This window comes from Mesorhizobium sp. WSM4814, assembly GCF_055811595.1.
The window spans coordinates 70,179-96,503 of record NZ_JBVVQT010000008.1; the positions used below are offsets into that span (position 1 = coordinate 70,179).

Sequence of the window (26,325 nt, forward strand, 5' to 3'; positions counted from 1 at the left end):
GGTGCTTATATAGGAAGCCGGGCCGAAACTCCAACGCCCGCGGCAGTTTTCCAGTGTCGGTTTTTGTGGTGATTTCAAAAGGATATCACTGATTGCGACGATATGGCCGAGGCGCTTTCGTGGCCGGCGGCGCAAGGCTCACTGTCAGGCCAATTTTTTGCTTCACAAGGCCGGAAGCACGGACGCGTTCGGCAATTTATCGCCTCGCCGCCGGAGCCGGTAGGCGCCGGGCGCCTCCCCCATCACGCGGCGGAAACGGCGGTTGAAGGTCGACAAATCGTTGAATCCGGCCTCGAAGGCGATCGTCGAGATCGCCTCGTCCGACATGCGCAGCTGCACCGCCGCCCTGTGCAGCCGGGTTTTCAGCACGAACTGGTAGGGCGTCATGCCCGCGACATGCCGGAAGCTGCGCAGGAAATGGTAAGGGCTGGTCGCCGTTTCGCTTGCAAGCTCGGCGAGCGAGACCGGGCTTTCGGCATCCTTTTCGATGCGCCGCACCGCCTCCGCAACGCGTTTCTGATCGCGGCGGCTCGGTGACCGGGCAGCGGGCGTGATACCGGAGGCGACGGCGGCGCCGGCAATCCGCAGTCCGAGTTCCTCGAACGCCTCGATGTCGCCCACATCGCGCGCGGCTTCCGCCTCGGCCAGCAGCCGTGCCAGCGCCGGCAAGGGCGGCAGAAGCGGCGTCTCGAAGGCCAGCTTCTTCGCGCCCGGCGTGTCGGCGACGATCTGCTCCATATAGGCCGGGCTGAAGTGATAGGAGATGCAGCGGTCGCCGGCGCCATGCTCGTGCCCACACTCGTAGCAAGTGCGGGGGTTGCCGAGCAGAATCGCGCCCGGCGTCAGCATCGCCGTGCCTTGGCGTGCGCGGTAGCGGAAGGTGCCGTTGGTCACCACTGCGACGCAGAAGTTGCGATGCTCTTCCTCGAACGGGCGATCAGCGACGCCGGCAGTGCAGACCACGTCCGACACCCGCCAGCCTTTTCCGGACGCCAGTGTATGCACGCTCGTCGTCATGGTCGAAACATAGCAATTTTTCCCAAGCGCAAGAAGACTGCCAGGGCCTATTCTTCCCATTCTCCTGACAAGATGGGTCTCCTGACAATGTGGGCAGAAACCATGTTCAAATCATCCTCCTTTGCCGAAGCCCTGCACAGTGACGGGCCTGCCGCAGACCTTGCCGAGAAACTGAACCTTTACGGCCGCTTCGTCGGCGGCTGGACGTTCGATGCCACGCGCCATCTCGAAGACGGCCAGGTGCTGACCGGACGCGGCGAGGTGCATTTCGGCTGGGTGCTCGAGGGTCGCCCGATCCAGGACGTATGGATCTTGCCCGCGCGGAACAGTGGCGCACAGAGCTCGCTCGGCAAATGGAGCTTTCATGGCACGACACTGCGCGTCTATGACCCGGGCGTCGACGCCTGGCATATCTTCTGGAGCGATCCGCGCACCCAGTATTCCAGCCGCCAGCTCGGCCGCGCCGAGGGCGACACCATCGTCCAGCAAGGCGCCGACGGCACCGGCGCCTCGGTGCGCTGGAGTTTCTCCCGGATCACCGAAGATTCGTTCCGCTGGCTGGGCGAACGCTCGCAGGACGATGGCGCGACCTGGCGGCTCGAAGTCGAGTTCCTGGCGCGGCGCACCGCCAGCGCCTGACCTGCATGGTTTCCCCTGACGCCGCTTTGCTCTACCAATGCTGGGGTCTCGGGCACCGCCCGGCGGGGAGGGTCAGAGATGCCGAGCTTCGACAGCCTGTTCAACGCCTTCGTCACCATTCTGGTGACCATCGACCCGCCTGGCCTGGCGCCGCTCTTCCTCGCCGTGACGCGCGGCATGAACCGCGAGGAGCGCAACCAGGTTTCCGTCCGCGCCTCGATCATCGCTTTCCTGGTGATGGCGCTGTTTGCAATCGCTGGCGCATCGATCCTGTCGGTGTTCGGCATCACGCTGCCGGCGTTCCGCGTCGCCGGCGGGTTCCTGCTGTTCTTCATCGCCTTCGAAATGGTGTTCGAGCGCCGGCAGGACCGCAAGGAGAAGATCGGCGACGTCGCCATCACCAAGGACATGATCCACAACATCGCCGCCTTTCCGCTGGCGATCCCGCTGATCGCCGGTCCGGGCGCGATATCAGCGACCGTCCTGCTGTCAGGCTCGTTTCCAGGTTTTGGCGCGCAGGCAGCCCTTGTCGGCATCATCGCGATCTGCCTTGTCATCACCTATCTGGTGTTCGTGCTGGCCGAGCGCATCGACCTGGTCCTCGGCCAGACCGGCCGTTCGATCCTGACACGGCTGCTCGGTGTCATCCTGGCGGCGCTCGCCGTGCAGTTCGTCGCCGACGGCGTCAAGGCGTTGATGGCAGCATGATAATGAAAGCGGCCTCGCGCTTGATTGCCGAGGCCGTCATTTTCGTTGTCCATCTCGCGCAACGAACCGCCACTGGCGAGCGCTATCCTACTTCGCCGTCGTCAATAACTTCGAAGTCGTGGGTGATCTCGGCGGTCTTGGCCATCATTGCCGAGGCCGAGCAGTATTTTTCGATCGAAAGATCGATTGCCCGCCTGACCTTGTCAGGCGAAAGCGCGCGGCCCTTGACGATGAAATGCATATGGATGCGGGTGAACACCCGCGGCTCCTTCTCCGCCCGGTCGGCATCGAGTTCGACCACGCAGTCTTCGACCGCCTCTCGGCCCTTTTCGAGGATGTGGACGACATCATAGGCCGAGCAGCCGCCAGTGCCGAGCAGCACCAGTTCCATCGGGCTTGGCCCCGGCGTCTTGCCATCCGGTCCGAACGCGGTTCCCAGCACCACCTTGTGACCGCTGCCCGACTCGCCGACGAAAGTGCGCTCCTCGACCCATTTGACCCGTGCTTTCACCTGATACGTCCTTTCACCGCACACCGCTCAAACGGACAACGTCCCGAAAATCCGAGGCAGATTTTCGGGACGCCAATGCGTGGCCCCAAATAGCTGGCTGTCAGCTCGCGCAGAGCCGCTTGCTCCAAGCGATCAGAACGGAATTTCGTCGTCGAGTTCGCGCGACGAACCGCCGCCACCCTTGTTGCCGCCACCGCGATTGAGATTCTCGCCCGGGCCGGACTGGCCGAAATCGGAACCGCGGCTGCTGCCGCCACCAGCATAGCTGCCGACCTGACCGCCCTCGCCCTGCCCGCGTGCGTCGAGCATCTGCAGCTCGCCACGGAATTTCTGCAGCACGATTTCGGTCGTGTAGCGGTCATTGCCGGTCTGGTCCTGCCATTTGCGCGTCTGCAACTGGCCCTCGACATAAACCTTCGCACCCTTCTTCAGATACTGCTCGGCGACCTTGGCGAGTTGCTCGTTGAAGATGACGACATTGTGCCACTCGGTCTTTTCCTTGCGCTCGCCGGAAGTCTTGTCGCGCCAGCTTTCCGACGTGGCGACGCGGATATTGACGACCGGCTCACCCGAATTCAAACGGCGGATTTCCGGATCCGCCCCGAGATTGCCCACCAGAATGACCTTGTTGACGCTACCCGCCATGACACTTCTCCGCGCTCATCCGAAACAAATTTTTCTCGCTCTCACCTTATAGACTGCGGACATTCCCCGCCTGCCGTGGCTGGCTTTTCCCACAAGGTTTTTGTTCTCTTTTCGTTCTAGGCTCATCCATCCGTATTGTCAAGGAATGTCAGCAATCGATGGGTCCCGCCGTGCCGTTCCATATGGGCGCGAAAAGACTGCTTGCCAAATCAATAAGTGTAGACTTATGCTTCTGCCATGATCGAAGCAGAGATTTTTCGAGCGCTTGCCGACCCGACGCGCCGCGCCGTCTACGAACGGCTCGCCGCCGGCGAGATGACGGTGTCGGAACTGCGCCGCGGCATGAGCGTGTCGCAACCGGCCGTCTCGCAGCATCTCGCGGTGCTGCGCGGCGCCGGCCTGGTGGCCGAGCGGCGAGCCGGCCGCAACGCCTATTATCGCGCGGATCCGCAAGGGCTTGATCCTCTGCTCGGCTGGATCGAGCGATACCGTGCGTTCTGGCCCGAGCGTATCGAACGGCTCAAGGCGGTTTTGAAGGATATGGACCAATGACGGCAAAACAGCATTCAGACATGACGGCAGACTCGATCGAGTTCGAGTGCGAGCTTCCAGAGCCGCCGGAAAAAGTGTGGCGGGCGCTGACGGTGCCGGACCTGCTCGCGGCCTGGATGATGCCGAACGACATCAAGCCCGAGGTCGGCAGCCGCTTTGCCTTTGCCAAGGCGGATGCACCTATCGAATGCGAAATCCTCGACGCCGAGCCCGAGCGCCTGTTGCGCTACTCCTGGCGGGAGCGGCCGGCGCCTGGCAATACAGCGGATCCGCTGGACAGCCCATTGGACAGCATCGTCACTTTCACGCTTGACCGCACTGTGTCGGGCGGCACGCATCTGCGCATCGTCCACGACGGATTTGTGCGAGTAGCCACGCCTGCGGTTGCCGGCGCCGGTTGCCGGCTTTCACTCAACGCACACAGACAGATCATAGCCGCAAACACGCCTCGCCTCTCCCTGCGCGCGGCCTGAGCAGCACAACGGAGAAAAGCGATGAGCGGTTTTGCCAATCTGGTGCCGATGGTGATCGAGCAGTCGAGCCGCGGCGAACGCGCCTTCGACATTTTCTCGCGGCTGCTGCGCGAGCGCATCGTGTTCATCAACGGTCCGATCGACGACAATGTATCGGCGCTGGTCTGTGCCCAGCTCCTGTCGCTGGAATCCGACAATCCCGACAAGGAGATATCGCTCTACATCAACTCGCCGGGCGGCGTGGTGACCAGCGGCTTCGCCATCTACGACACGATGCAGTACGTTTCTTGCCCCGTATCCACCGTCTGCATGGGCTTTGCTGCGTCGATGGCCTCGTTCCTGCTGATGGCCGGCACACCGGGGCGACGCATCGCGCTGCCCAACACCAGCATCCTGCTGCACCAGCCGTCAGGCGGTTTCCAGGGCCAGGCCTCCGACATCCAGCGTCACGCCGAAGGCATCCTCAGGACCAAGCGGCGCATGACCGAGCTTTACGCGCGCCACTGCGGTCGCACGTTCGAAGAGGTCGAACGCACGCTCGACCGCGACCATTTCATGACCGCCGCGGAGGCAAAGACATGGGGCCTTGTCGACCATGTTTTTGATACGCGCAAACAGGCGGCTTGAAAGCCCAACGCCATGAGCGCCAGTCGCCGACATTCGAGCTTGCTCGTGCTGCGCTTGCGCCACTGAAAAACAAATAGCCCCGCCGCTGCTTCCGCAAACGGTCGGGGCCTTCTTGGATCTGAAATCCAATGGCCGGGAGCGAACTGCCGGCTCTTTGATCTCGGATGCTTCGCGGCGTTCAGCCGACGATCCGACTAGTAGTCTCTGATTTTAAATGGGATCGGCAGGTCACGGTTTGTCGGGCGGCGCAAACGCCTGGCCCTGGCACTTATGCCTGCCGCGGCTCCAGTGACACGTGGAGCCTCAAGGGACTGTCCGGTGGAGTCATTCCTCTGCTCTCCTCTTCTGTCCATTGCGACTGGTGTCGTCCGAAGCGCATATCGCAAAAGCCTGCAACTCGTGCAGGCCGCCTTAGGGCGGCGAGGCCATCGAAAGATAGTCGGCTTCGGTGACGTCTGGAGTCTGACTCCCTAAGGCTGAGACGTCAACAGCTGGATAGCCGATTTACCAAAAACGTGATCGCTTGTGTGGCGAATCCAAAATTTGCATCCGTTTTGAGCAGCGCGACGTTGGCTGTGGATACATGGACGCATTTGTCAGGAGCGTGTTCGGCCTTTGTTCTTTCTGCTTGCTCGCCCGCGCAAAAGACGGTTAAAGGCTTTGGTCGAGAGTTCTCTCGAAATGGTAGCTAAAATACCTACATGGGAGATGGCCGGGATAACCCGCCATCCCACGAGATTCCAGATCTGAGGCGGCGACCGGCGATGGCCGACCATAAATATCTTTCCATTCGCGGGGCGCGCGAACACAATCTGAAGAATGTCGATCTCGACCTGCCGCGTGACAGCCTGATCGTCATGACCGGCCTGTCGGGGTCAGGCAAGTCGTCGCTTGCCTTCGACACCATCTATGCCGAGGGCCAGCGCCGCTACGTCGAGAGCCTTTCGGCCTATGCGCGGCAGTTCCTCGAAATGATGCAAAAGCCTGATGTCGACCAGATCGACGGCTTGTCGCCGGCCATCTCCATCGAGCAGAAGACCACGTCGAAGAACCCGCGCTCGACGGTCGGCACCGTCACCGAGATCTACGACTACATGCGGCTGCTGTTCGCGCGCGTCGGCATCCCCTATTCGCCGGCCACCGGCCTGCCGATCGAGAGCCAGACGGTTTCGCAGATGGTCGACCGCGTGCTGGCGGTCGAGGAAGGCACGCGTCTATTCATCCTGGCGCCGATGGTGCGAGGCCGCAAAGGCGAATACCGCAAGGAACTGCTGGAGCTGCAGAAAAAGGGTTTTCAGCGCGTCAAGGTCGATGGTGTCTTTTACGAGATCGCCGACGTGCCGGCGCTGGACAAGAAGTACAAGCATGACCTCGACGTCGTCGTCGACCGCATCGTCGTGCGCGGCGATCTGGCGACGCGGCTTGCCGATTCCATCGAGACCGCGCTGAAGCTCGCCGACGGGCTGGCGGTGGCCGAATTCGCCGACCGGCCGCTCGACGCCAGCCAGACCGGCGAGGATTCGGTCAACAAATCGAAGAACGAGACGCATGAGCGCATCCTGTTCTCCGAAAAATTCGCCTGCCCGGTGTCCGGCTTCACCATTCCCGAGATCGAGCCCAGGCTGTTCTCCTTCAACAACCCGTTCGGCGCCTGCCCGACCTGCGACGGCCTCGGCAGCCAGCGCGCCATCGACGCCAGCCTGATCGTGCCCGACGACAATCTGTCGCTGCGCGCCGGCGCCGTCAGCCCATGGGCGAAATCGACCTCACCCTATTACGTGCAGACGCTCGAGGCGCTGGGCAAGGCTTATGGCTTCAAGCTCGGCGACAAGTTCCGCGACCTGACCGCAGAGGCAAAGCAAGCCATCCTGCACGGCACCGGCGAGCGCGAGGTCACTTTCCAGTACGATGACGGGCTGCGCTCCTACCAGACGACAAAGACATTCGAAGGCGTCATCCCCAATCTCGAGCGACGCTGGAAGGAAACCGAATCCGCCTGGATGCGCGAGGAGATCGAGCGCTTCATGTCGGCCACGCCTTGCCCGGCCTGCCGCGGCTACCGGCTGAAGCCGGAAGCGCTGGCGGTGAAGATTGCCGGCAAGCACATCGGCGAGGTCACCGAGCTGTCGATCCGCAAGGCCGACCAATGGTTCACCGAACTGCCCGCCGCACTCAGCGACAAGCAGAACGAGATCGCGGTGCGCGTGCTCAAGGAAATCCGCGAGCGGCTGCGCTTCCTCAACGATGTCGGGCTCGACTACCTGACGCTGTCGCGCAATTCCGGCACGCTGTCGGGCGGTGAGAGCCAGCGCATACGGCTGGCCTCGCAGATCGGCTCCGGCCTCACCGGCGTGCTCTATGTGCTGGACGAGCCGTCGATCGGCCTGCACCAGCGCGACAATGCGCGCCTGCTCGACACGCTGAAGCATTTGCGCGACATCGGCAACACGGTGATCGTCGTCGAGCATGACGAAGACGCCATCCTGCATGCCGACTATGTCGTCGATATCGGCCCGGCCGCCGGCATCCACGGCGGCCACATCATCGCGCAGGGAACGCCGCAGCAGATCATGGCCAGCCCCGCCTCGATCACCGGCAAATATCTGTCCGGCGAGCTCGAAGTGGCGACGCCGGCGGTGCGGCGCGAGGCCAAGAAGAACCGGCGCCTGAAGATCGTCGGCGCGCGCGGCAACAATCTGAAGAATGTTACCGCCGAAATCCCGCTCGGCACCTTCACCGCCGTCACCGGCGTCTCCGGCGGCGGCAAGTCGACCTTCCTGATCGAGACCTTGTTCAAGGCAGCGTCGCGCCGCATCATGGGTTCGCGCGAGCACCCGGCCGAGCACGACCGCATCGAGGGCCTCGAATTCCTCGACAAGGTCATCGATATCGACCAGTCGCCTATAGGGCGGACGCCGCGCTCCAATCCCGCCACCTATACCGGCGCCTTCACGCCGATCCGCGACTGGTTCGCCGGGCTGCCGGAGTCCAAGGCGCGCGGCTATCAGCCAGGTCGCTTCTCGTTCAACGTCAAGGGCGGTCGCTGCGAGGCCTGCCAAGGCGACGGCGTCATCAAGATCGAGATGCACTTCTTGCCCGACGTCTATGTCACCTGCGACGTCTGCCACGGCAAGCGCTACAACAGAGAGACGCTCGACGTCCTGTTCAAGGGCAAGTCGATTGCCGACGTGCTCGACATGACGGTCGAGGAAGGCGTCGATTTCTTCGCCGCCGTGCCCGGCGTGCGCGACAAGCTGGAGACGCTGAAGCAGGTCGGCCTCGGCTACATCCATGTCGGCCAGCAGGCGACGACGTTGTCGGGCGGCGAGGCGCAGCGCATCAAGCTGGCCAAGGAACTGTCGCGCAAGGCGACCGGCAAGACGCTCTACATCCTCGACGAGCCCACCACCGGCCTGCATTTCCACGACGTCGCCAAGCTCTTGGAAGTGCTGCACGAGCTGGTCGACCAGGGCAACACGGTGGTCGTCATCGAGCACAATCTCGAGGTAATAAAAACCGCCGACTGGGTGCTCGACCTCGGTCCCGAAGGCGGCGACGGCGGCGGCGAGCTGGTGGCCTCAGGCACGCCCGAGGATATCGTCCGCGAAAAGCGCAGCTACACCGGCCAGTTCCTGCGGGAGCTGCTGGAGCGGCGGCCCGGAGGCAAGCGCGAAGCGGCGGAGTGAGTGAAGACTGGCTGGCGTCTGGAAGAACCTTCAAATGAAGATCAGAAGAGCGCTTGCCGGTGATCCTGATGCTGTCGTCCGGCTGACGCAAGCCGCCTATGCACCCTACGCCCAATCCGCATTTCGACATGGTTAAAGCTGTCGAGACGCTCGCTACGGCCTGATCCATTTCAACCCGGGAGGACGACAGTGACTCAATCTGGAACAATCCGCGCCGGCATGGGTGGCTGGACCTTCGAGCCCTGGGACAAGTCTTTCTACCCGGACAAGTTGTCCAAGGCGAAGCAACTGCACTATGCAACCCGGCAGGTGCCAAGCATCGAGGTCAACGGCACCTATTATTCGAGTTTCAAGGAGCCGACCTTCGTCAAATGGGCAAACGAAGCCCCGGACGGTTTTGTCTATTCGCTGAAAGGCAACCGTTTCGTCACCAACCGCCGCGTGCTCGGTGAAGCCGGCGAGTCGATGACGCGTTTCCTGGGATCGGGCGTCGCCGCGCTCGGCGACAAGCTCGGGCCGATCCTGTGGCAGTTCGCGCCAACCAAAAAATTCGACCCGGACGATTTCGAGGCTTTCCTCAAGCTGTTGCCTGAGAAGCAGGACGGCGTTGCGCTGCGCCATGCGGTCGAGGTGCGCAACGACAGTTTCGTCGTGCCGGAGTTCGCCGCCCTGGCGCGCCAATACAAGGTGGCGATCGTCTATGCCGACCACGCCAAATATCCAGCAATCGCCGACGTCACCGGCGATTTCATTTATGTCCGGCTGCAGACCGGCAGCGACGACAATCCCGACTGCTACACGCCAAAGGTGCTCGACGAATGGGCGGCGCGGGCAAAGACCTGGGCCCAGGGCAAGGCGCCGGCCGACCTGCCGCGCGCCGATCCCTCAACCGAAGCACCGGTCAAACCGCGTGATGTGTTCGTCTACTTCATCACCGAAGGCAAGGCCCGCGCGCCGTTCGGCGCCATGGCGCTGATGAAGCGCGTCACAGGCTGACGTTGGCGGCACAGCGCATCCACCCTTCGGTCATGCCGCCACCACGACTTCGTTGTAGGCATCGAGATCGACGAAGAACACCTTGGTGAGCTCCGCGATCAGTTCGTCGTGGTCGTATCCTTGCGATTTCAGAATATCGATGGCGGTCATGATGTCGACGTGCTCGGTAAGCCGTCGTTTCTGGTGGTCCTCGACGTAACGTTCCATCGGCTGCCCTGGCCCAAGTGCCCCAAATGCGTTTGAACAACGATCAGATCGCAGGATGGAGGCTGCTTGCACGGAACGTGCCGGCTGAGCCTGCGCCTGATCTGTCGACGTGATTGATACGGAAAGCGGCCGACTCAACAAGGCCAAGTAAAGCCTAGCATGCAATCTTCAGCGCGCCAGAGGCGTTCAGGAACAAAGGCGTTCAGGATAGACTGGGCGGGCATTCGCGACTTCGTCATCCTTGGGCGCAGCGACGCGAAGCGGCGCGAAGACCCAAGGATCCATGCCGTAACTTCAGAGCGTCGCCACGGTACAGAATCCAGGATTGTGTACGCTGGAAAACGGCTTCTGTTCTTGACCGCTGCACTCTTTGGCTGACTGCACGGCGTGGATCCTGGGGTCTGCGCCGCGTCGCTCCGCTCCTTGCTTCGCCCCAGGATGACGAAGGGAGGGATGGTTCGGCTAATCCCAAAGGTGCGATTCGCCAGCGAGGAGAACCGTCATTCTTCCCGCGCTAAACGGTCAGGAACTTCCTCACATCGGCCCGGTCGAGATCCTCGGCCGGGCCGGTGTGGACGATCAGGCCGCGGTCCATGATGTTGACCTCGTCGGCCAGTTCCCGGCAGAAATCGAGATACTGTTCGACCAGCAGCACGGCGATATCGGCCTGGTCGCGCAGATAGCGGATGGCGCGGCCGATATCCTTGATGATCGACGGCTGGATGCCTTCGGTCGGCTCGTCGAGCACCAGCAGTTTCGGCCGCATCACCAGTGCCCTGCCAATGGCAAGCTGCTGCTGCTGGCCGCCGGAAAGGTCGCCGCCGCGGCGCGCGAGCATCTGCTTCAGCACCGGGAACAATTCGAAGACGTGGCCGGGAATGTTGCGGTCGACGCGCTTCAATGGCGCAAAGCCCGATTCGAGGTTTTCCCGCACGGTGAGCAGCGGGAAGATCTCCCTGCCCTGCGGCACGAATGCGATGCCCGACCGGGCGCGATCATACGCCGCGCTCCGGTCGAGCGCCTTCCCCTCGAAGGCAACGCTTCCGCTCGTCAGCCGGTGGTGGCCGACGATCGATCTCATCAAACTGGTTTTGCCGACGCCGTTGCGGCCGAGCACGCAGGTGATCTTGCCGGCGCCGGCCTTCAGCGAGACGCCACGCAGCGCCTGGGCGGCGCCGTAGTGCAGCGTGGCGTTGGAGACTTCGAGCATGGTCAGCGCCTTCTCCAGCGCCTGAAGAACGAAAGATCGAAATGATGGAACGGAACGCGCCAGACCATGGTCATCTCCCCAGATAGACTTCGACGACACGCTCGTCGGCCGAAACGAAATCGAGCGAGCCTTCGGACAGCACCGAGCCTTCGTGCAGGCAGGTGACCTTGACGCCGAGCTCGCGCACGAAATGCATGTCGTGCTCGACGACGATGACCGAATGGTCGCGGGCAATATCCCTGAGCAGCCGCGCGGTCTCCTCGGTTTCGGCGTCGGTCATGCCGGCGACCGGTTCGTCGACCAAAAGCAGCTTCGGATCCTGCGCCAAAAGCATGCCGATCTCGAGCCATTGCTTCTGGCCGTGGCTGAGATTGGCGGCAAGCTCGTCGCGCTTGTCACCGAGCCGGATGATGCCGAGGATGTCGTCGATCCGCCGCGCCTCCGCCGCCGAGCGGCGATGGAACAGTGCCGGGAAGATCGAGCGTGGGCCCTTCAGCGCCAGCATCAGGTTGTCCTCGATCGTGTGGCTTTCGAACACCGTCGGCTTCTGGAATTTCCTGCCGATGCCCATCATGGCGATCTCGGCCTCGTCATGTTTCGTCAGGTCGACCTGCCCGTCGAAATAAACCTCGCCCGAGTCGGGGCGCGTCTTGCCGGTGACGATGTCCATCATCGTGGTCTTGCCGGCGCCGTTGGGACCGATGATCGCCCGCATCTCGCCCTTGTCGAGCACCAGCGACAAATTGTTGATGGCGCGAAAGCCGTCGAAGGAAACCGAGACGCCGTCGAGATAGAGGATGGTGTTGCTCTTCGGCATTGCTCACTCCGCCGGCTGCGGTTCGGGGCCGGATGCGGACCAGTCGCCCGGCGTTCTCGCAGCCGAGCGAACGATCTTCGGCGGTGGCGGGACGTCAGGATCGGTGCCGGCCTCCCCAACGATCGGGTCGGCGATCGAGGCTGCGCGCAGCGCCCTGGCATTGGCGCGCCAGGAATCCCACATGCCGACAATGCCCTTGGGCAGGAACAGCGTGACGGCGACGAACAGCCCGCCCAGCGCAAACAGCCAGAACGCCGGCAGCACGCCGGTGAACCAGGATTTGCCGGCATTGACCACGAGCGCGCCGATGATCGGCCCGACGATTGTGCCGCGTCCGCCGACGGCCGCCCATACCACGACCTCGATCGAATTGGACGGCTCGAACTCGCCCGGATTGATGATGCCAACCTGCGGCACATAGAGCGCGCCGGCAATGCCGGCCATGACAGCCGACACGGTGAAGGCGAACAGTTTGACGTTTTCGGCGCGCCAGCCGAGAAAGCGCGTGCGGCTCTCGGCGTCGCGCACCGCCATCAGCAGCTTGCCGTATTTGGAACCGACGATCGCCCAGGTGACGAACACGGCGAGCGCCAGGGTGACGGCGCTGGCCGCGAACAAGGCCGAGCGTGTCGCATCGGCCTGCACGTTGTAGCCGAGAATATCCTTGAAATCGGTCAGGCCGTTGTTGCCGCCGAAACCCATGTCGTTGCGGAAAAACGCAAGCAGCAGCGCATAGGTCATCGCCTGGGTGATGATCGACAGATAGACGCCGGTGACGCGGCTGCGGAAGGCGAACCAGCCGAAGACGAAGGCGAGCAGGCCGGGCACCGCAAGCACCATGATCGCGGCAAACCAGAATTGGTCGAAACCATACCAGAACCACGGCAATTCCCCATAATTCAGGAACACCATGAAGTCCGGCAGCAGCGGATTGCCGTAGACGCCGCGCGAACCGATCTGGCGCATCAGATACATGCCCATCGCATAGCCGCCGAGCGCGAAGAAGGCGCCGTGGCCGAGCGAAAGGATGCCGCAATAGCCCCAGACGAGATCGAGCGCCAGGGCGAGCAGCGCGTAGCAGAGGTATTTGCCGGTGAGCGCGACGACATAGGACGGCACGTAGAACGCACTTGTCGGCGAGACCGCAAGATTGAGCAGCGGCACGATGATGGCGGCCGCCAAAAGGATGAAGATCGTGATGGCGATGCGGCGGTCGGCGCCGGCGGCGAAGAAGCGTCCGGTGATCATGCTTCCACCGACCTGCCCTTCAGCGCGAACAGGCCGCGCGGGCGTTTCTGGATGAACAGGATGATGAGGACCAGCACGACGATCTTGCCGAGAACCGCGCCGGCATAGGGTTCGAGGAACTTGTTGACGATGCCGAGCGAGAAGGCGCCGACCAGCGTCCCCCAGAGATTGCCGACACCGCCGAAGACGACGACCATGAAGCTGTCGATGATGTAGCCGCGGCCGAGATTGGGCGAGACATTGTCGATCTGGCTGAGCGCGACACCGGCGATGCCGGCAATGCCGGATCCCAGGGCAAAGGTCAGCGCGTCGACCCACGGCGTCCTGATGCCCATCGACGCGGCCATGCGGCGATTGGCGGTGACGGCGCGCATCTGCAGGCCCCAGGGGGTGCGCTTCATCACATAAAGCAGCACCGCGAACACGCCGAGCGCGAATACCAGTATCCAGAGCCGGTTCCAGGTCACCGCAAGCTGGCCGATATAGAACGAACCCGACATCCACGACGGATTGCCGACCTCCTGGTTGGTCGGCCCGAAGATGGTGCGCACGGCCTGCTGCAGGATCAGCGAGACGCCCCATGTCGCCAGCAGCGTCTCCAGCGGCCGGCCGTAGAGAAAACGGATCACGCCCCGCTCGATGACGAGGCCGACGAACGCCGCGACCGAGAAGGCGAGCGGCAGCGCGATGACCAGCGACCAGTCGAACAGGCCGGGAAAGGAGGTTCGGATCACCTCCTGCACGACAAAGGTCGTGTAGGCGCCGAGCATCACCATTTCGCCATGCGCCATGTTGATGACGCCCATGACGCCAAAGGTGATGGCGAGGCCGATCGCCGCCAGCAGCAGCACCGATCCGAGCGAGATGCCGTACCAGATGTTCTGGCCCGCATCCCACAGCGCCAGCGTCGAATTGATGTTGGCGATCGCCGCCGTCGCCGCGTCCTTGACCGCGCCTTCGGAATTGGCCTCGACGGCGGTGAGCAGGGACAGGGCGTTGCGATCGCCGCGCCCGCCAATCAGGGCGACCGCCGCCAGTTTGTCGGTCTCCGGCCTGTCGGACACCAGAACCGATGCGGCGCGGGTCTGTTCGAGCAGCGCTTTGACGCTTGCCACGCTCTCGCTGGCGATTGCGGCATCGAGCGGCTCGATGTTTGTCGCGTCGGGCGTCCTGAACATGGTGTCGGCGGCGGCAATGCGCGCGGCCGGATCTTTTGCGCCGAGCGTCAGCGTGCCCAGCGCATCGCGGATGGCGCGGCGCAGCGTGTTGTTGACCTTGATCTTGGTGATCTCGCTTTTGGCCGCGTCGCCGGATTTTTCACCGCTCAGCGGGTCGAGCAGCTCAACGCTGCCGCCAGCTGCCTTGCCGATGAAAACCAGCGAATCGGCCTTGCGGACGTAGAGATCGCCCTCGGCAAGCGCGCCAAGCGGACGTTCGACGGCAGTATCACCGGTGGCGGCCAGCTCGCGCACGACAGCTTCGGTGGCCGAGAAATTCGAGGCAGTGGCAAATTTGGCGATGATGGCGCGCAGATCCGCTTCTGCAGCGTTCGACGGCGACAGCATCCCCAGGAGGAGCAGCAGCGTCAGGCCGATCGCGCGGGTGAGGATCATCGATTTCTGCGATTCTTGATGGTTGAAACTTCGCGTCCGGGCGAACTGGAGGAGAGGACGAGTTCGCCCGGACGCGTCGCGGTCCAGGTCGTGGAGAAATCCACGACCGTCAGACCCGGGAGGATCAGTTGGTTCCCTTGCCGCCGCATTTGCCGGTGGCGACATTAAAATTGCCGCAGGACAGAGGCGCGCGCCAATCGGAGATCAGGTCCTTCGAATCGGCCAGATAGTCGGACCACTCGTCGCCCATCACCAGGCCAGGCGTCTGCGACACGGTCTCGAACTGGCCATCGGCCTGGATTTCGCCGATCAGCACCGGCTTGGTGATGTGATGGTTCGGCATCATGGTCGAATAGCCACCGGTCAGGTTCGGCACCGAGACGCCGATCACGGCGTCGATGACCTTGTCAGGATCGGTGGTGCCGGCCTTCTCGACCGCCTTCACCCACATGTTGAAGCCGACATAATGGGCTTCCATCGGGTCGTTGGTGGTGCGCTTGTCGCTCTTGATGAACTTGTGCCAGTCGGCGATGAACTTGGCGTTCTCGGGCGTATCGATGCTCTGAAAATAGTTCCAGGCGGCGAGATGACCGACGAGCGGCGCGGTATCGAGACCGGCAAGCTCTTCCTCGCCGACCGAGAAGGCCATGACCGGGATGTCCTCGGCCTTGACGCCCTGGTTGCCAAGCTCCTTGTAGAACGGCACGTTGGCGTCGCCATTGACCGTCGAGACGACGGCGGTCTTCTTGCCGGCGGAGCCGAACTTCTTGATCGCCGCCACCTCGGTCTGCCAATCGGAGAAGCCGAACGGCGTGTAGTTGACCATGATGTCTTCGGCAGCGACGCCCTTGGCTTTCAGATAGGCTTCGAGGATCTTGTTGGTGGTGCGCGGATAGACGTAGTCGGTGCCTTCAAGCACCCAGCGCTTCACCGAACCGCCGTCCTCGCTCATTAGATAGTCGACAGCCGGAATAGCCTGCTGGTTCGGCGCTGCGCCGGTGTAGAACACGTTGCGCTCGCTCTCCTCGCCCTCATACTGGACGGGGTAGAACAGGATGTTGTCGAGTTCGCTGAACACCGGCAGCACCGACTTGCGCGACACCGAGGTCCAGCAACCGAACACCGCCGCGACCTTGTCTTTGGAGATCAGCTCGCGCGCCTTTTCGGCGAACAGCGGCCAGTTCGAAGCCGGATCGACGACGACCGCTTCGAGTTTCTTGCCGAGCAGGCCGCCCTTTGCATTCTGCTCTTCGATGAGCATCAGCATGGCGTCCTTCAGCGTCGTCTCCGAAATCGCCATGGTCCCCGACAGCGAGTGGAGGATACCCACCTTGATCGTGTCGTCAGCCGCCCTGGCCGGGACGCTCATCAGCAGGCCGGCCGTGACCGCGCCTGCCGAAAACATTTTTGTTATTGTCGAGAAACTGCCCCGCATATTTCAAAACTCCCTGACTGGTTGATCGCATCGCGAACAGACCATGCAACGGCTGTGCCAACCGCAGGAGCAAAATCAAGCGGGTCTGGATTTCCTAACCCTATCAGCCGTTTAATATATTAGCCGCCAAAGATAAGCGCCGCTGCCGGTGCTCTGCTTGAGAAAAAGTCCCCCGCTATCGCCCAATTTTTGATCACTCGCGAATTAATGCATGAATTTTGAGCAAAAGACGGCGAACGGTTGCGGCGCTGCAGGAAAATGGGGCAGGATCGATCTTCAAGAGAGCGACCACATGACCTCCAGGATTTCTCGCATTTTCAGCACCATGCTTCTGGTTGCGGCAACCGGCAGCGCCCGCGCCGACTTCACCGATGGCAAATTGCCGGATGGCACCTATCACTGCGAAGTCTATCTGCTTGGCGTGTTCCTCAGCCTTGGCGACATCACCGTCAAGGGCAATGTCTATAGCGGCCCGGTGAGCTTCGAAACCGCCCGGCAGGGCTACAACTATCAGATGAATGCAAATGGCGAGATCACCTGGTTGGGCCCGTTGGGCGGCTACACGACCGGCGGCAACTCGATCTCGCTCACGCAAGCCACCCTGGACGGTCAAACCAGCCCGTCCTTCGACATCATCATGAAGCAGCCTGACGGCGCCTTCACCGCCTCGACCTGCACGAAGCGTTGAACGGCCGACAAGAAGAGGCGCGAAACCTTGTGAGGTTCCGCGCCAGCAGCAGTCGGGAGGCTATGGCTAAATGCTTTTGGCCGACATTTGTCCGGCAATGTACTCGGCCTGACGGATCGCCAGCGACACGATCGTCAATGTCGGATTTTCAGCCCCGCCCGTGGTGAACTGGCTGCCATCCGACACGAACAGGTTCTTGATGTCGTGCGCCTGGCCATGCTTGTTGACGACGCCGTCGGCCGCCTTCTCGCTCATCCGATTGGTTCCGAGATTGTGGGTCGACGGATAGGGTGGCGTCGGGAAGGTCCGCGTCGCCCCGACCGCCTCGTAGAGCGCCGAGCCCTGCTTGTAGGCGTGGTTGCGCATCGCCGTGTCGTTGGCATGGTCGTCGAAATGGACGTCCGCCACCGGCATGCCGTGCGCGTCCTTGATATCGGCATGCAGCGTGATGCGGTTTTCCTGGCGCGGCATGTCCTCGCCGACGATCCACATGCCGGCCATGTGGTCGTAATGGTCGAGCGCCGTGGTGAAGGAACGCCCCCAACCGCCGGGATTGAGGAAGGCGGCCATGAACGGCAGGCCGAGCGACAGCGTCTCGAGTTCGTAGCCGCCGACGAAGCCGCGCGAGGGATCGTTGCGGGCCTCATCACGGATGATACCGGCCATGGTGGTGCCGCGATACATATGCACCGGCTTGTCGAAGATGCCGTAGACCGAGCCGGTGGTGTGGCGCATGTAGTTCTTGCCGACCTGCCCCGACGAATTGGCAAGGCCGTCGGGAAACTGGCTCGATGCCGAATTGAGCAGCAGCCGCGGGCTCTCGATCGAATTTCCGGCGACCGCGACGATGCGGGCCTTCTGTTCCCTCAGTCTGCCGTCCTTGTCGGCATAGTCGACCCCGGTTACCTTGCCCGACGCATCGTGGTTGATCTTGATGGCCATGGCATTCGGCCTGACCTCGAGATGGCCGGTCGCCTCGCCCTTGGGAATTTCGCTGTAGAGCGTCGACCATTTGGCGCCCCATTTGCAGCCCTGGAAGCAGAAGCCGGTCTGCTGGCAGGCATTGCGGTCGTCGCGCGGCTCGGAATTGATTGCCATCCGGCCGGTGTGGCACTCCTTGTAGCCGAGCTTGTCGGCGCCGGCCTTCATCACCTTGAAGTTGTTGTTGCCGGGAAGGCCCGGGATGTTGCTGGTGAGCGTCACGCCTAGCTTGTCTTCGGCCTTTGCGTAGTAGGGCTCGAGTTCGCCAAGCGTGATCGGCCAGTCGAGCAGGTTCGCGCCTTCCAGTTTTCCGTAGGTCGAAAGCGTTTTGAATTCGTGCTCCTGAAAGCGCAGCGAGGCACCTGCCCAGTGCGTGGTCGAGCCGCCGACCGCCTTGACGATCCATGCCGGCAGGTTGGGGAAATCCTTCGCCACCCGCCAGTCGCCCGAGGTCGTGCGCTTGTCGGTCCAGGCGAGTTGGGCGAATGAACCCCACTCGTCATTGATGAAATCCTCGTATTCGTGACGGGCGCCCGCCTCCAGCATGACGACATCGATGCCCTTCTGCGCAAGTTCATTGCCGAGCGTGCCGCCGCCGGCGCCCGAGCCGATGATGACGACCACGCCGTCGTTGTTGAGATCAAATGGTGCTGCCAAGGTTTCCTCCCATGATGTCTATTGTGTGCGGTTGCGACCATGGGGCTCAGAGCCACTCGATGTCGTCGAACCCGCGCGCCATGTAGCCGCCCTTGGAGTAGGACTCGCCCTCGTAGCCGAAGATCGGCCAGACCTCCTTCTGGTTGTAGAGGCCGACGACAAGCCCGCCGCGGACGGCCTGGAAGAACGGCGTGTCCTCGATATCCCTGAGCACCGCAACGCGCTGCTCCTCCCAGCCGAGACCGGTGTAGCCGTCCTTGCCCGATTTCAGGTCGAGATCGGCGATGCCCTTTTCGATAAGGTTGTTGTGGGCAGGGTCCTTGCCGGCCTGCTCATCGTGCGCCTTGACGGCGATTGCGTAATATTTGTCAGGCACTTGGTCGTGCGGGTAGATGTCGCGCGCCATCTGGATCAGGGTCGCCATGGTTTCGGGCTTGAGCGCGGATGTTTCGAGACCCCAGGCATGTTCCGGGCTGATGACGGCACTGCCTGAAATGACCAGCAGCGCGCCGACACCGCCGCGCTTCAGTAGCTCGCGGCGCGATAGAACTGGCTTCGTTTCATGGACCGGCTTGCTCTCATAAATTGTGACCAATTGTTCCTCCCTTGCTTGCTGTCTGCACCCGAAGGTGCCCTGGCTGGCGCCGCGCTGGCCGGCGCGGCCGTCGTATCTTCTATTTGAACCGGCCCTGACGCTGCAGGACCTCGATCTTGTAGCCATCGGGATCCTCGATGAAGAAGAAGCGTGCGAGCAGCGCTCCGTCGCGGTTGAACTCGACGATCTTCTTCGGAATCAGGCCAAGCGCGCCGAGCCGGTCATGCTCGCTGTCCAGATCGGCGACCGAAACCGCGAGATGGCCGTAGCCGTCGCCGAGCGCATAAGGCTCCTGGCGGCCCTTGTTGACGGTGAGCTCGACCTCGAGCTCCGCCTCGGCATTGGTCAGATAGACGAGCGTAAAGGTTTCGAAATCGAGCCGTTCGGCGACGTCCAGTCCAAACGCTTTCCGGTAGAAGTCGACGGACCGGGCCTCGTCGAGAACCCGGATCATGGTGTGGATCGCCTTCGCCAAATGACACTCCGTGCGGTAAGCGCGATGTGCGCGTCGGCGTGATTATGCGCGGGTTGCGGCAAACGTGGTGGCAGCCGATTACCACGCGCTAATCTAACGACGGGGAAAACCGCCTAAGGACGAAAGTCCGATTGCTGTTTTCCGCTTTCCAGCTGAAGATAATTGGCCACGACAAGGCACTGCCAAAGGCGCGAATCACTGCCGATTGCGCCCAAAATCAATAAGAACGGCCAGATCAATAGGAACGGGAGGTAACGATGTGCAGGGTTTTTGCCGGGCAGGATCCGGACGGCTACCGGCAGATCAACCGGTCGATTCGTATCGACGGGCATTCGACCAGCATCCAGCTCGAGGCGACGTTCTGGGCATTGCTCGACGAGATCGCCGACAGCCAGGGCCTGACGACGCCGAAATTCATCTCGAAGCTTTATGACGAGGCCATCGAGATCAATGGCCAGATTCCGAACTTCGCCTCGATGCTGCGCACGACCTGTGCTCTCTATCTGCGCGGCCATCGGCCCGGCATCGAAGAACACACGGCGCCGAAGCGGCAGGCAGCTTAACTTTCGATCGCGACATCGAGCGCCAGGCGGGTCATATCGGTGAAGAGCGCCTGGCGTTCGGAATAATCGGTTTGCTCGCCGGTCACCACATTGTCGACGACAGTCAGCATCGACAAGGCCCTGGCGCCGAAATGCGCGGCGATGCGATAGAGCGCGCTGGTCTCCATATCCACGGCCAGCGCGCCCTGTGCCTGCGCTTCGGCGAAGCGGTCGCGCCCCTTGGGGTGATAGAATATGTCGCTGCAGATGGTCAGCCCGGCCTTATGTTCGATGCCGATTTCGGCAGCCCGGGCCAGGGCTTGGGAAACCAGACCCGGATCGGGTCCGGCATCAGCACCATAGAGCCCAAAAACCTGGCCGCTCTCGGAACTTTCACCCCGCACCGCTTGCGAGATCACCAGACTGCGCAGTTTGACCGCGGCAGTCAGGGCACCACAGGTACCGGTGCGGATCAGTGTCCTCACGCCATGGAAGTCGAGCAATTCGTGCGCGTAGATCAGGAATGACGAGACGCCGATGCCGGTGGACTGGATGCTGACGGGCTTGCCGCGAAACAAGCCGGTAAAGCCGAGGGCCTGCCTTCGACGGTTGACGCAGCGCGGCGCCTCGAGAAAGGTTTCCGCCATCCATTCGGCACGCTGCGGATCGCCCGGCAACAGCACTGTTGCCGCATAATCACCCTTGCCTGCCTCGTTGTGCGGCGTCACGGCATGCTCCCCCAAAACCCGCCGTCTGTTTGGCCCCATAATCATGGCAGTCTCACGCCATTTCGCAAGTGCGAATTAGTGAGCCCTAAAGCGCGTCGCATTGACCGGTCTCATGCGGCGCGCTTTAGGTTGTTGTTTTTGTGCATGTCGTGATCGCAAAACCGCTACACACTTTTGCGCGACATGCATTAAGATTCCAGCACGTCCTTGACGATTGTGGCCAGTTGCTTGAGCGAAAACGGCTTCGGCAGGAAACCGAAATGCGCGTCTGCCGGCAGGTTCTTGGCGAACGCGTCCTCCGCGTAGCCGGAAACGAAGACGAATTTGATGTCCGGCTGCCGCTTGCGCAATTCGCCGAGCAGCGTCGGCCCATCCATTTCCGGCATCACCACATCGGAAACGACAATGTCGATCTTGCCGCCGAGCGCCTCGAAGATTTCCAGCGCCTCGACGCCCGAGGACGCTTCGTGGACGGTGTAACCGCGCGACGTCAGCGCCCGCATGCCGCCCATGCGCACGGCATCCTCGTCCTCGACGAGCAGCACCGTGGCCGAACCTGACAGGTCCTTGGCTGCGTCGGCGACCTTTGCCGGTGCAGCCGGCGCCTCGCCGGGCTCGCCTGCCGTTCTCGCCTCAGCAATGTAGCGCGGCAGGAAGATGCGGAACACCGATCCTTTGTCGACCTCGGACTCGCAGAAGATGAAGCCGCCTGTCTGCTTGATGATGCCATAGACCATCGACAGGCCGAGGCCGGTGCCCTTGCCGACCTCCTTGGTGGTGAAGAAGGGTTCGAAAATCTTCTTGAGCACTTCGGGGGCGATGCCGCTGCCGGTGTCTTCAACTTCGACCACCACATAATCGGCAGGCGCAAGTTCGCGGTAGGGAAGGCTCTTGCTCTCCTGTGTGGTCACATTGCGGGTGCGCACGGTGAGCTCGCCGCCGTTCGGCATCGCGTCGCGCGCATTGACCGCCAGGTTGACCACCACCTGCTCGAACTGCCCGATGTCGACCTTCACCGGCCACAGATCGCGGCCATGATCGACCTTCAGCTTGATGTCGTTGCCGACCAGACGGGCCAGCAGCATCCGCAGATCGGCAAGCACGTCGGTCAGGTTGAGCACCTCCGGCCGCAGCGTCTGCTTGCGCGAGAAGGCCAGAAGCTGCCGCACCAGCGAGGCCGCCCGGTTGGCATTCTGCTTGATGTTCATGATGTCGGGGAAGGACGGGTCCGACGGGCGGTGGTTGGTCAACAACAGGTCCGACGCCATGATGATGGCGGTCAGCACATTGTTGAAGTCGTGTGCGATGCCGCCGGCAAGCTGGCCGACCGCCTGCATCTTCTGGCTTTGCGCCATCTGGCCCTCGAGCGCCTTCTGCTCGGTGGTCTCGACGGCGTAGACGATGGCCGATTCTTCGGCGCCCTCGCCGGTGCCGTCGGCAACCGCGTTGACGTAGAAGCGCATGTGCCGTTCTTCATTGCCGGGCAGCAGCGTATCGATCGGTTCGATATCGGCCTGCCGTTGTCGCGCTTTTTCGAACGCCGCGGCAAAGGCGGGGCGGTCGCGCTCATGGATCACCGTGTCCAGCCGCACGCGCCGATCGACCGCGTCCCCGTCGACGACGGAGGAAAACAGCGACAGGAAAGGCGCGTTGGTGCGCAGGATGCGCCCGCGGTTGTCGACAGCCGCTATTGCCATCGGCGTCGAATTGAAGAAGCGGGTGAAGCGGATCTCCGAGGCGCGCAGATCGGCGGAAGCGTCCTCGCCTTGCGTCCGGTTGAGCACGATGGTGCGCGTCGGACCGTTGGCGCCCTCGCGGCTGGCCGAAACCCGATGCATGAAACGCACGGGCAGCGCCTCGCCCTTCACTGTCGTCAGATCGAGATCGATGACCGCATTGCGGGTGGTGCCGGGATCGGCCTTGACCGAGCGGACCAGCGCCATGCCGTCGCCAGCGACGATCTCCGCAAGCGTGACGGCACCAGGCGTGAAGCTCGTCAGGTCGATGCCCAGCCACTCCGCAAGCGTGGCGTTGATGTAGGTGACGCGGCCTTCCTGGTCGGCCGAAAAGAAGCCGGCAGGCGCATGGTCGAGATGGTCGATGGCCTCCTGCAGATCAAGGAAGAAGCGCTCCTGCTCGGCCCGTTCTTTCGAGATGTCGGCGAGTTGCCAGGCGAGCAAGGGCAGCCGCTGGCCCGGAACGCTGAATGCGCGGGCGCGGACACGGTACCAGCGCGCGCCCGGCTCGGCGCCGGGTCGAATGGATTGGGCAAGGCGAAACTCACCGTCGCCGGGCTGGCCGTCGCGCAGGCCGGAGGCGAGCCGGTATATGGTCACCGAGGCCTCGGGAACATCGGACAGCAACCCTTCGACGGTCTTTAGATCCGCCGCAGAAGCCGCGCCCGTCATGTCGGCATAGGCCCGATTGGCGTAGACGACACGACCCTTGGTGTCGGTGACCAGAAGGCCTTGCGACATTGAATCGACGAAGGCCTTCGACAGCTCGTCACTCGTCGAGCGCGGTGTGATCTGCACGAAGCCGATGGCGGTGGCGAACAGGAAGCCGACACCGATCATCGCCAGCACGCCAAGCATTCCAAGCAGGAATGGATCGCCAAGACGTTCTCGGAAAAGGCCGAAAACGATCGCCGCCCCTGTCAGCACAACGATGAAGACGATGAGCCGGGTGACCGCGCCCGGTCGCGTGTTCTGGTCGACGATCGGTACCGGATAGAAATCGCCGCGCGCTTCCTTGGCCATGTGCCCCCTGCTCGTGAATTCCGGTACTTGCCCTGCCCGGTTGAATCACATTCTCAGGGTCCGGAAAAGGCCTTGGCGGCAACTGTCCGCTAAAAATGACACCCGTTCGGCGCCTGGTGCGGCGAATCCGAAATTCGCATCATTCCTGGTCCGACGCGAGCGAATTTCGGATTCATCACGCCAGCAACTTGCTGAAAATCCAGCGTCGTGGATTGAAGTGGGGACGCTGACGCCCTCAATTCGCAGGAGCTTGAAATCCACCACATGGGTGTTTCAAGCTGTTCACGAAGCGCGAAACGTAACTTGCAGTCGCGTGCCGCAACAGTCTAGTGTCGCGTCTTCTTCGAAAGCTGATTTTGGGTGCACCAATGCTGCAGTGGCTGGATAGCGTGGCGGGTCCCGGTTATGCCGCGGCGATCCTGTGGACCTTTGTCGCGCTTGTCCTTGTGGTCATTGTTCTCCTCATCATCAAGCTGGTCCGCAATCTGACTTTTGGAACATTCGTTGCCGGCGGCAGGAACCGCAAGACGCGGCTGGCCGTGATGGACGCCACCGCAGTCGACAGTCACCGCCGGTTGGTGCTGGTGCGCCGCGACGATATCGAGCACCTGCTGCTGATCGGCGGCCCGACCGACGTCGTCGTCGAACGCGACATCAGGCTGTCGGCGCTACGCCGTCCTGCACTGACCGGAGATGGCGGCGGCCATCAGCCGGCACCGCCGCCGCGCGCGCCGCAACCGGCTCCCGCGCCAGTGAGGCAAGCACCGTCTCCGCCGCCGGCAAGCACGGCCCCAACGCCTGTCCGGCCGCATCAGCCCGCACCGGCGCCGAGGCCAGCAGCGCAAAGCCCTCAATCGGCGACCATCACGCCGCTGCCCGCCTACACCAATGCTGTTCGGTACGCGCCATCGCCGGCAAGACAGGATTCCCCGGCAAAGCCGAATTCCCCGGCAAAAGAGGATGCCATCGACGATACGCTGATGAGGGAGCTCGAGGTCCCGTTTGATGACCCGCACCCCGCCAAGCCGGAGAGCAAGCCGGCGGCGAAAGCGCCGTCGTCTCTCGATGACGAGATGACGAAGCTTCTCGGCGAGTTGTCCAGCCAGAAGAGATAACCGGCCAACAGCCAACAAAAAAATGGCCGGAGACCGGCCCTGACAAATTCGCTATTGGCTGCGTTTTGGACGCGTCGCCCGTGCTTCAGTCGTCGCGGTAGACCTTCTCGCGGCGTTCGTGACGCTCCTGCGCCTCGATCGACAGGGTCGCGATCGGACGCGCATCGAGCCGCTTCAGCGCGATCGGCTCGCCGGTTTCCTCACAATAGCCGTAAGTGCCTTCATCGATGCGCTGAAGTGCAGAATCGATCTTTGAAATGAGTTTCCGCTGGCGATCGCGGGCACGAAGTTCGATGGCGCGGTCGGTTTCCGAAGAGGCGCGATCGGCGAGATCTGGGTGGTTGGCGTTTTCCTGCTGCAGGATTTCGAGAGTTTCGCGCGCTTCGCGCAGTATGTCGTTCTTCCAGGTGACGAGCTTCAGGCGAAAGTAGGATTTCTGCCGCTCGTTCATGAACGGCTCGTCTTCGGAGGGTACGTAATCGGCGGTAACGATGTCGTTCATTCGACTCACCCAGACAGCCCCAAATTTGGCGCCTATATATTCACGGACCGAATGCTGCACAAGCGCAATCGACGACTGATTCACGCAATTGTTAATCTCGGCCAATACGCCATGGGCTGCATCATTCGCATGAAGGGCGCGACCGAATTCGCGTATGATTCGTTAGGTTTGTAGGGCGCCGGCCATTGTGCGCAAGGCGTTTCTCATGACTAATCCCGCAGCGCCTTTTGACGAGTTTCGGTGTTTGGCACAAGCGAGGGACCGGTGAGCAAGCTTTATCTGCTGAGGCATGCAAAGGCCGGATGGGCCCTGCCGGGCATGCGCGATTTCGATCGTCCACTCGACGCATCCGGCGTCGCCGACGCCGATACGATGGGTGCGGTCATGCGGGCCTGCAACTACATTCCGGACCTGACCCTTTGCTCGAATGCAAAGCGAGCGCGCCAAACGCTTGAAGGCCTTGCCGGTCACACCGATACGGGCCGGGTTCTGTTCCTGGAGACGCTCTACAGCGAGGATGCCGCCGGCTATCTCAACCTCATCCGCGGCAATGGCGGGCCAGGCTCGCTGCTCGTCGTCGGCCACAATCCGATGACGGAAGATCTCACCATCGCGCTTTCGGGTGATGGCGAGGAGGTCGCCAGGGGAATGCTGAACCACGGCTTCCCGACCTCCGGCCTCGCGGTCGTCCGTTTTCCAGGCAGTCTTGCCAACGCCGCGCAAGGCACCGGCTATCTCGAAGCCTTCCTGTCGCCGGCCGATATCTGACGCCATTTCAAACGTAGCGTGGTGGATTTGAAGTTCCTGCCACTTCAATGGCATCAGCGTTCAGGAACTTCAAATCCAAAACCACGCTACAGCGCCGCGCGTCCTCTTGGACGCGCAAAGGACGCTGTAGA

General features: G+C 62.4%; 26 protein-coding genes. 11 read left to right on the plus strand and 15 right to left on the minus strand.

Going from position 1 to position 26,325, the window contains the following annotated elements; translation table 11 throughout:
* Positions 1-162: 162 nt before the first annotated feature.
* Positions 163-1,017, minus strand: coding sequence for a helix-turn-helix transcriptional regulator (locus AC0L2V_RS14825; protein WP_473520482.1), 855 nt, complete (start codon positions 1,015-1,017; stop codon positions 163-165).
* Positions 1,018-1,119: 102 nt separating this feature from the next.
* Here AC0L2V_RS14825 and AC0L2V_RS14830 point away from each other — a divergent pair, with 102 nt between their 5' ends.
* Complete coding sequence (locus AC0L2V_RS14830; protein WP_473520483.1) at positions 1,120-1,656, plus strand: hypothetical protein; 537 nt, start codon at positions 1,120-1,122, stop codon at positions 1,654-1,656.
* Between the two features lie 78 nt (positions 1,657-1,734).
* Entirely contained in the window at positions 1,735-2,364 is a 630-nt protein-coding gene (locus AC0L2V_RS14835; RefSeq protein ID WP_473520484.1) for a MarC family protein, read from the plus strand.
* 82 nt (positions 2,365-2,446) lie between these two features.
* Here the strand turns inward: AC0L2V_RS14835 and AC0L2V_RS14840 are convergent, their stop codons facing one another.
* A complete protein-coding gene (locus AC0L2V_RS14840) occupies positions 2,447-2,875 on the minus strand; it encodes an OsmC family protein (protein ID WP_473520485.1) in 429 nt (142 codons plus the stop codon).
* A 132-nt stretch (positions 2,876-3,007) separates the two neighbouring features.
* The gene (locus AC0L2V_RS14845) at positions 3,008-3,520 is read right to left on the minus strand and encodes a single-stranded DNA-binding protein (protein ID WP_473520486.1); all 513 of its coding nucleotides are present in this window, start codon (positions 3,518-3,520) and stop codon (positions 3,008-3,010) included.
* A 237-nt stretch (positions 3,521-3,757) separates the two neighbouring features.
* Between AC0L2V_RS14845 and AC0L2V_RS14850 the strand changes: the two genes are divergently transcribed.
* The 5 genes from AC0L2V_RS14850 (at position 3,758) to AC0L2V_RS14870 (ending at position 9,854) form a co-directional block, all read left to right on the plus strand.
* Positions 3,758-4,072: an ArsR/SmtB family transcription factor gene (locus AC0L2V_RS14850; protein ID WP_292484257.1), complete on the plus strand. Its 315-nt coding sequence runs from the start codon at positions 3,758-3,760 to the stop codon at positions 4,070-4,072.
* Positions 4,069-4,545, plus strand: coding sequence for an SRPBCC family protein (locus AC0L2V_RS14855; protein ID WP_473520487.1), 477 nt, complete (start codon positions 4,069-4,071; stop codon positions 4,543-4,545). The genes AC0L2V_RS14850 and AC0L2V_RS14855 overlap by 4 nt, the downstream gene beginning before the upstream one ends.
* A gap of 21 nt (positions 4,546-4,566) precedes the next feature.
* Entirely contained in the window at positions 4,567-5,172 is a 606-nt protein-coding gene (locus AC0L2V_RS14860; RefSeq protein ID WP_473520488.1) for an ATP-dependent Clp protease proteolytic subunit, read from the plus strand.
* Positions 5,173-5,936: 764 nt separating this feature from the next.
* Entirely contained in the window at positions 5,937-8,858 is a 2,922-nt protein-coding gene (gene uvrA, locus AC0L2V_RS14865) for an excinuclease ABC subunit UvrA (protein WP_091593700.1), read from the plus strand.
* 189 nt (positions 8,859-9,047) lie between these two features.
* On the plus strand, positions 9,048-9,854 hold the full coding sequence (locus AC0L2V_RS14870) for a DUF72 domain-containing protein (RefSeq protein WP_473520489.1): 807 nt from the start codon (positions 9,048-9,050) through the stop codon (positions 9,852-9,854).
* Positions 9,855-9,884: 30 nt separating this feature from the next.
* Here the strand turns inward: AC0L2V_RS14870 and AC0L2V_RS14875 are convergent, their stop codons facing one another.
* The 6 genes from AC0L2V_RS14875 to urtA all read right to left on the minus strand — a co-directional run bounded on the left by AC0L2V_RS14875 (position 9,885) and on the right by urtA (position 16,384).
* The gene (locus AC0L2V_RS14875; protein WP_091593697.1) at positions 9,885-10,061 is read right to left on the minus strand and encodes a hypothetical protein; all 177 of its coding nucleotides are present in this window, start codon (positions 10,059-10,061) and stop codon (positions 9,885-9,887) included.
* Between the two features lie 514 nt (positions 10,062-10,575).
* Positions 10,576-11,271 (minus strand): urea ABC transporter ATP-binding subunit UrtE, encoded by a 696-nt coding sequence (gene urtE, locus AC0L2V_RS14880; RefSeq protein WP_473508511.1) that lies wholly within the window; start codon positions 11,269-11,271, stop codon positions 10,576-10,578.
* A gap of 70 nt (positions 11,272-11,341) precedes the next feature.
* Positions 11,342-12,088: an urea ABC transporter ATP-binding protein UrtD gene (urtD, locus tag AC0L2V_RS14885; RefSeq protein ID WP_473490247.1), complete on the minus strand. Its 747-nt coding sequence runs from the start codon at positions 12,086-12,088 to the stop codon at positions 11,342-11,344.
* 3 nt (positions 12,089-12,091) lie between these two features.
* The gene (urtC, locus tag AC0L2V_RS14890) at positions 12,092-13,336 is read right to left on the minus strand and encodes an urea ABC transporter permease subunit UrtC (RefSeq protein ID WP_473520490.1); all 1,245 of its coding nucleotides are present in this window, start codon (positions 13,334-13,336) and stop codon (positions 12,092-12,094) included.
* A complete protein-coding gene (urtB, locus tag AC0L2V_RS14895) occupies positions 13,333-14,949 on the minus strand; it encodes an urea ABC transporter permease subunit UrtB (RefSeq protein WP_473520491.1) in 1,617 nt (538 codons plus the stop codon). The genes urtC and urtB overlap by 4 nt, the downstream gene beginning before the upstream one ends.
* A 124-nt stretch (positions 14,950-15,073) precedes the next feature.
* On the minus strand, positions 15,074-16,384 hold the full coding sequence (urtA, locus tag AC0L2V_RS14900) for an urea ABC transporter substrate-binding protein (protein ID WP_473508514.1): 1,311 nt from the start codon (positions 16,382-16,384) through the stop codon (positions 15,074-15,076).
* A 292-nt stretch (positions 16,385-16,676) separates the two neighbouring features.
* Between urtA and AC0L2V_RS14905 the strand changes: the two genes are divergently transcribed.
* Entirely contained in the window at positions 16,677-17,072 is a 396-nt protein-coding gene (locus AC0L2V_RS14905; protein ID WP_473520548.1) for a hypothetical protein, read from the plus strand.
* A 66-nt stretch (positions 17,073-17,138) separates the two neighbouring features.
* Here the strand turns inward: AC0L2V_RS14905 and AC0L2V_RS14910 are convergent, their stop codons facing one another.
* The 3 genes from AC0L2V_RS14910 to AC0L2V_RS14920 form a co-directional block, all read right to left on the minus strand.
* Positions 17,139-18,710 (minus strand): GMC family oxidoreductase, encoded by a 1,572-nt coding sequence (locus AC0L2V_RS14910; RefSeq protein WP_473520492.1) that lies wholly within the window; start codon positions 18,708-18,710, stop codon positions 17,139-17,141.
* Positions 18,711-18,756: 46 nt separating this feature from the next.
* On the minus strand, positions 18,757-19,305 hold the full coding sequence (locus tag AC0L2V_RS14915; protein ID WP_473520493.1) for a gluconate 2-dehydrogenase subunit 3 family protein: 549 nt from the start codon (positions 19,303-19,305) through the stop codon (positions 18,757-18,759).
* A gap of 79 nt (positions 19,306-19,384) precedes the next feature.
* Positions 19,385-19,780, minus strand: coding sequence for a VOC family protein (locus AC0L2V_RS14920; protein WP_473520494.1), 396 nt, complete (start codon positions 19,778-19,780; stop codon positions 19,385-19,387).
* A gap of 257 nt (positions 19,781-20,037) precedes the next feature.
* On the opposite strand from AC0L2V_RS14920, the gene AC0L2V_RS14925 reads away from it, so the two are divergent.
* Positions 20,038-20,343 (plus strand): ribbon-helix-helix domain-containing protein, encoded by a 306-nt coding sequence (locus tag AC0L2V_RS14925; protein ID WP_027151971.1) that lies wholly within the window; start codon positions 20,038-20,040, stop codon positions 20,341-20,343.
* Here AC0L2V_RS14925 and AC0L2V_RS14930 read toward each other — a convergent pair.
* Positions 20,340-21,050 carry a purine-nucleoside phosphorylase gene (locus tag AC0L2V_RS14930; RefSeq protein ID WP_473520495.1) on the minus strand — a complete coding sequence of 237 codons (711 nt, stop codon included), beginning with the start codon at positions 21,048-21,050 and terminating at the stop codon, positions 20,340-20,342. The genes AC0L2V_RS14925 and AC0L2V_RS14930 overlap by 4 nt on opposite strands.
* A 188-nt stretch (positions 21,051-21,238) precedes the next feature.
* On the minus strand, positions 21,239-23,809 hold the full coding sequence (gene cckA, locus AC0L2V_RS14935; RefSeq protein ID WP_091593676.1) for a cell cycle histidine kinase CckA: 2,571 nt from the start codon (positions 23,807-23,809) through the stop codon (positions 21,239-21,241).
* Between the two features lie 368 nt (positions 23,810-24,177).
* Between cckA and AC0L2V_RS14940 the strand changes: the two genes are divergently transcribed.
* The gene (locus tag AC0L2V_RS14940; RefSeq protein WP_473520496.1) at positions 24,178-24,924 is read left to right on the plus strand and encodes a hypothetical protein; all 747 of its coding nucleotides are present in this window, start codon (positions 24,178-24,180) and stop codon (positions 24,922-24,924) included.
* A gap of 85 nt (positions 24,925-25,009) precedes the next feature.
* Here the strand turns inward: AC0L2V_RS14940 and dksA are convergent, their stop codons facing one another.
* Complete coding sequence (dksA, locus tag AC0L2V_RS14945; RefSeq protein ID WP_006202025.1) at positions 25,010-25,426, minus strand: RNA polymerase-binding protein DksA; 417 nt, start codon at positions 25,424-25,426, stop codon at positions 25,010-25,012.
* A 264-nt stretch (positions 25,427-25,690) separates the two neighbouring features.
* Here dksA and AC0L2V_RS14950 point away from each other — a divergent pair, with 264 nt between their 5' ends.
* Positions 25,691-26,194: a SixA phosphatase family protein gene (locus AC0L2V_RS14950; RefSeq protein ID WP_473520497.1), complete on the plus strand. Its 504-nt coding sequence runs from the start codon at positions 25,691-25,693 to the stop codon at positions 26,192-26,194.
* Positions 26,195-26,325: the final 131 nt, after the last annotated feature.

Excerpts from the sequence above, each read along its gene's own strand:
- AC0L2V_RS14825 (WP_473520482.1), bottom strand. The coding sequence starts at position 1,017 with ATGACGACGAGCGTGCATACACTGGCGTCCGGAAAAGGCTGGCGGGTG.
- AC0L2V_RS14830 (WP_473520483.1), top strand. The coding sequence starts at position 1,120 with ATGTTCAAATCATCCTCCTTTGCCGAAGCCCTGCACAGTGACGGGCCT.
- AC0L2V_RS14835 (WP_473520484.1), top strand. The coding sequence starts at position 1,735 with ATGCCGAGCTTCGACAGCCTGTTCAACGCCTTCGTCACCATTCTGGTG.
- AC0L2V_RS14845 (WP_473520486.1), bottom strand. The coding sequence starts at position 3,520 with ATGGCGGGTAGCGTCAACAAGGTCATTCTGGTGGGCAATCTCGGGGCG.
- AC0L2V_RS14850 (WP_292484257.1), top strand. The coding sequence starts at position 3,758 with ATGATCGAAGCAGAGATTTTTCGAGCGCTTGCCGACCCGACGCGCCGC.
- AC0L2V_RS14855 (WP_473520487.1), top strand. The coding sequence starts at position 4,069 with ATGACGGCAAAACAGCATTCAGACATGACGGCAGACTCGATCGAGTTC.
- AC0L2V_RS14860 (WP_473520488.1), top strand. The coding sequence starts at position 4,567 with ATGAGCGGTTTTGCCAATCTGGTGCCGATGGTGATCGAGCAGTCGAGC.
- uvrA (WP_091593700.1), top strand. The coding sequence starts at position 5,937 with ATGGCCGACCATAAATATCTTTCCATTCGCGGGGCGCGCGAACACAAT.
- AC0L2V_RS14875 (WP_091593697.1), bottom strand. The coding sequence starts at position 10,061 with ATGGAACGTTACGTCGAGGACCACCAGAAACGACGGCTTACCGAGCAC.
- urtE (WP_473508511.1), bottom strand. The coding sequence starts at position 11,271 with ATGCTCGAAGTCTCCAACGCCACGCTGCACTACGGCGCCGCCCAGGCG.
- urtD (WP_473490247.1), bottom strand. The coding sequence starts at position 12,088 with ATGCCGAAGAGCAACACCATCCTCTATCTCGACGGCGTCTCGGTTTCC.
- urtC (WP_473520490.1), bottom strand. The coding sequence starts at position 13,336 with ATGATCACCGGACGCTTCTTCGCCGCCGGCGCCGACCGCCGCATCGCC.
- urtB (WP_473520491.1), bottom strand. The coding sequence starts at position 14,949 with ATGATCCTCACCCGCGCGATCGGCCTGACGCTGCTGCTCCTCCTGGGG.
- urtA (WP_473508514.1), bottom strand. The coding sequence starts at position 16,384 with ATGCGGGGCAGTTTCTCGACAATAACAAAAATGTTTTCGGCAGGCGCG.
- AC0L2V_RS14905 (WP_473520548.1), top strand. The coding sequence starts at position 16,677 with ATGACCTCCAGGATTTCTCGCATTTTCAGCACCATGCTTCTGGTTGCG.
- AC0L2V_RS14925 (WP_027151971.1), top strand. The coding sequence starts at position 20,038 with ATGTGCAGGGTTTTTGCCGGGCAGGATCCGGACGGCTACCGGCAGATC.
- cckA (WP_091593676.1), bottom strand. The coding sequence starts at position 23,809 with ATGGCCAAGGAAGCGCGCGGCGATTTCTATCCGGTACCGATCGTCGAC.
- AC0L2V_RS14940 (WP_473520496.1), top strand. The coding sequence starts at position 24,178 with ATGCTGCAGTGGCTGGATAGCGTGGCGGGTCCCGGTTATGCCGCGGCG.
- dksA (WP_006202025.1), bottom strand. The coding sequence starts at position 25,426 with ATGAACGACATCGTTACCGCCGATTACGTACCCTCCGAAGACGAGCCG.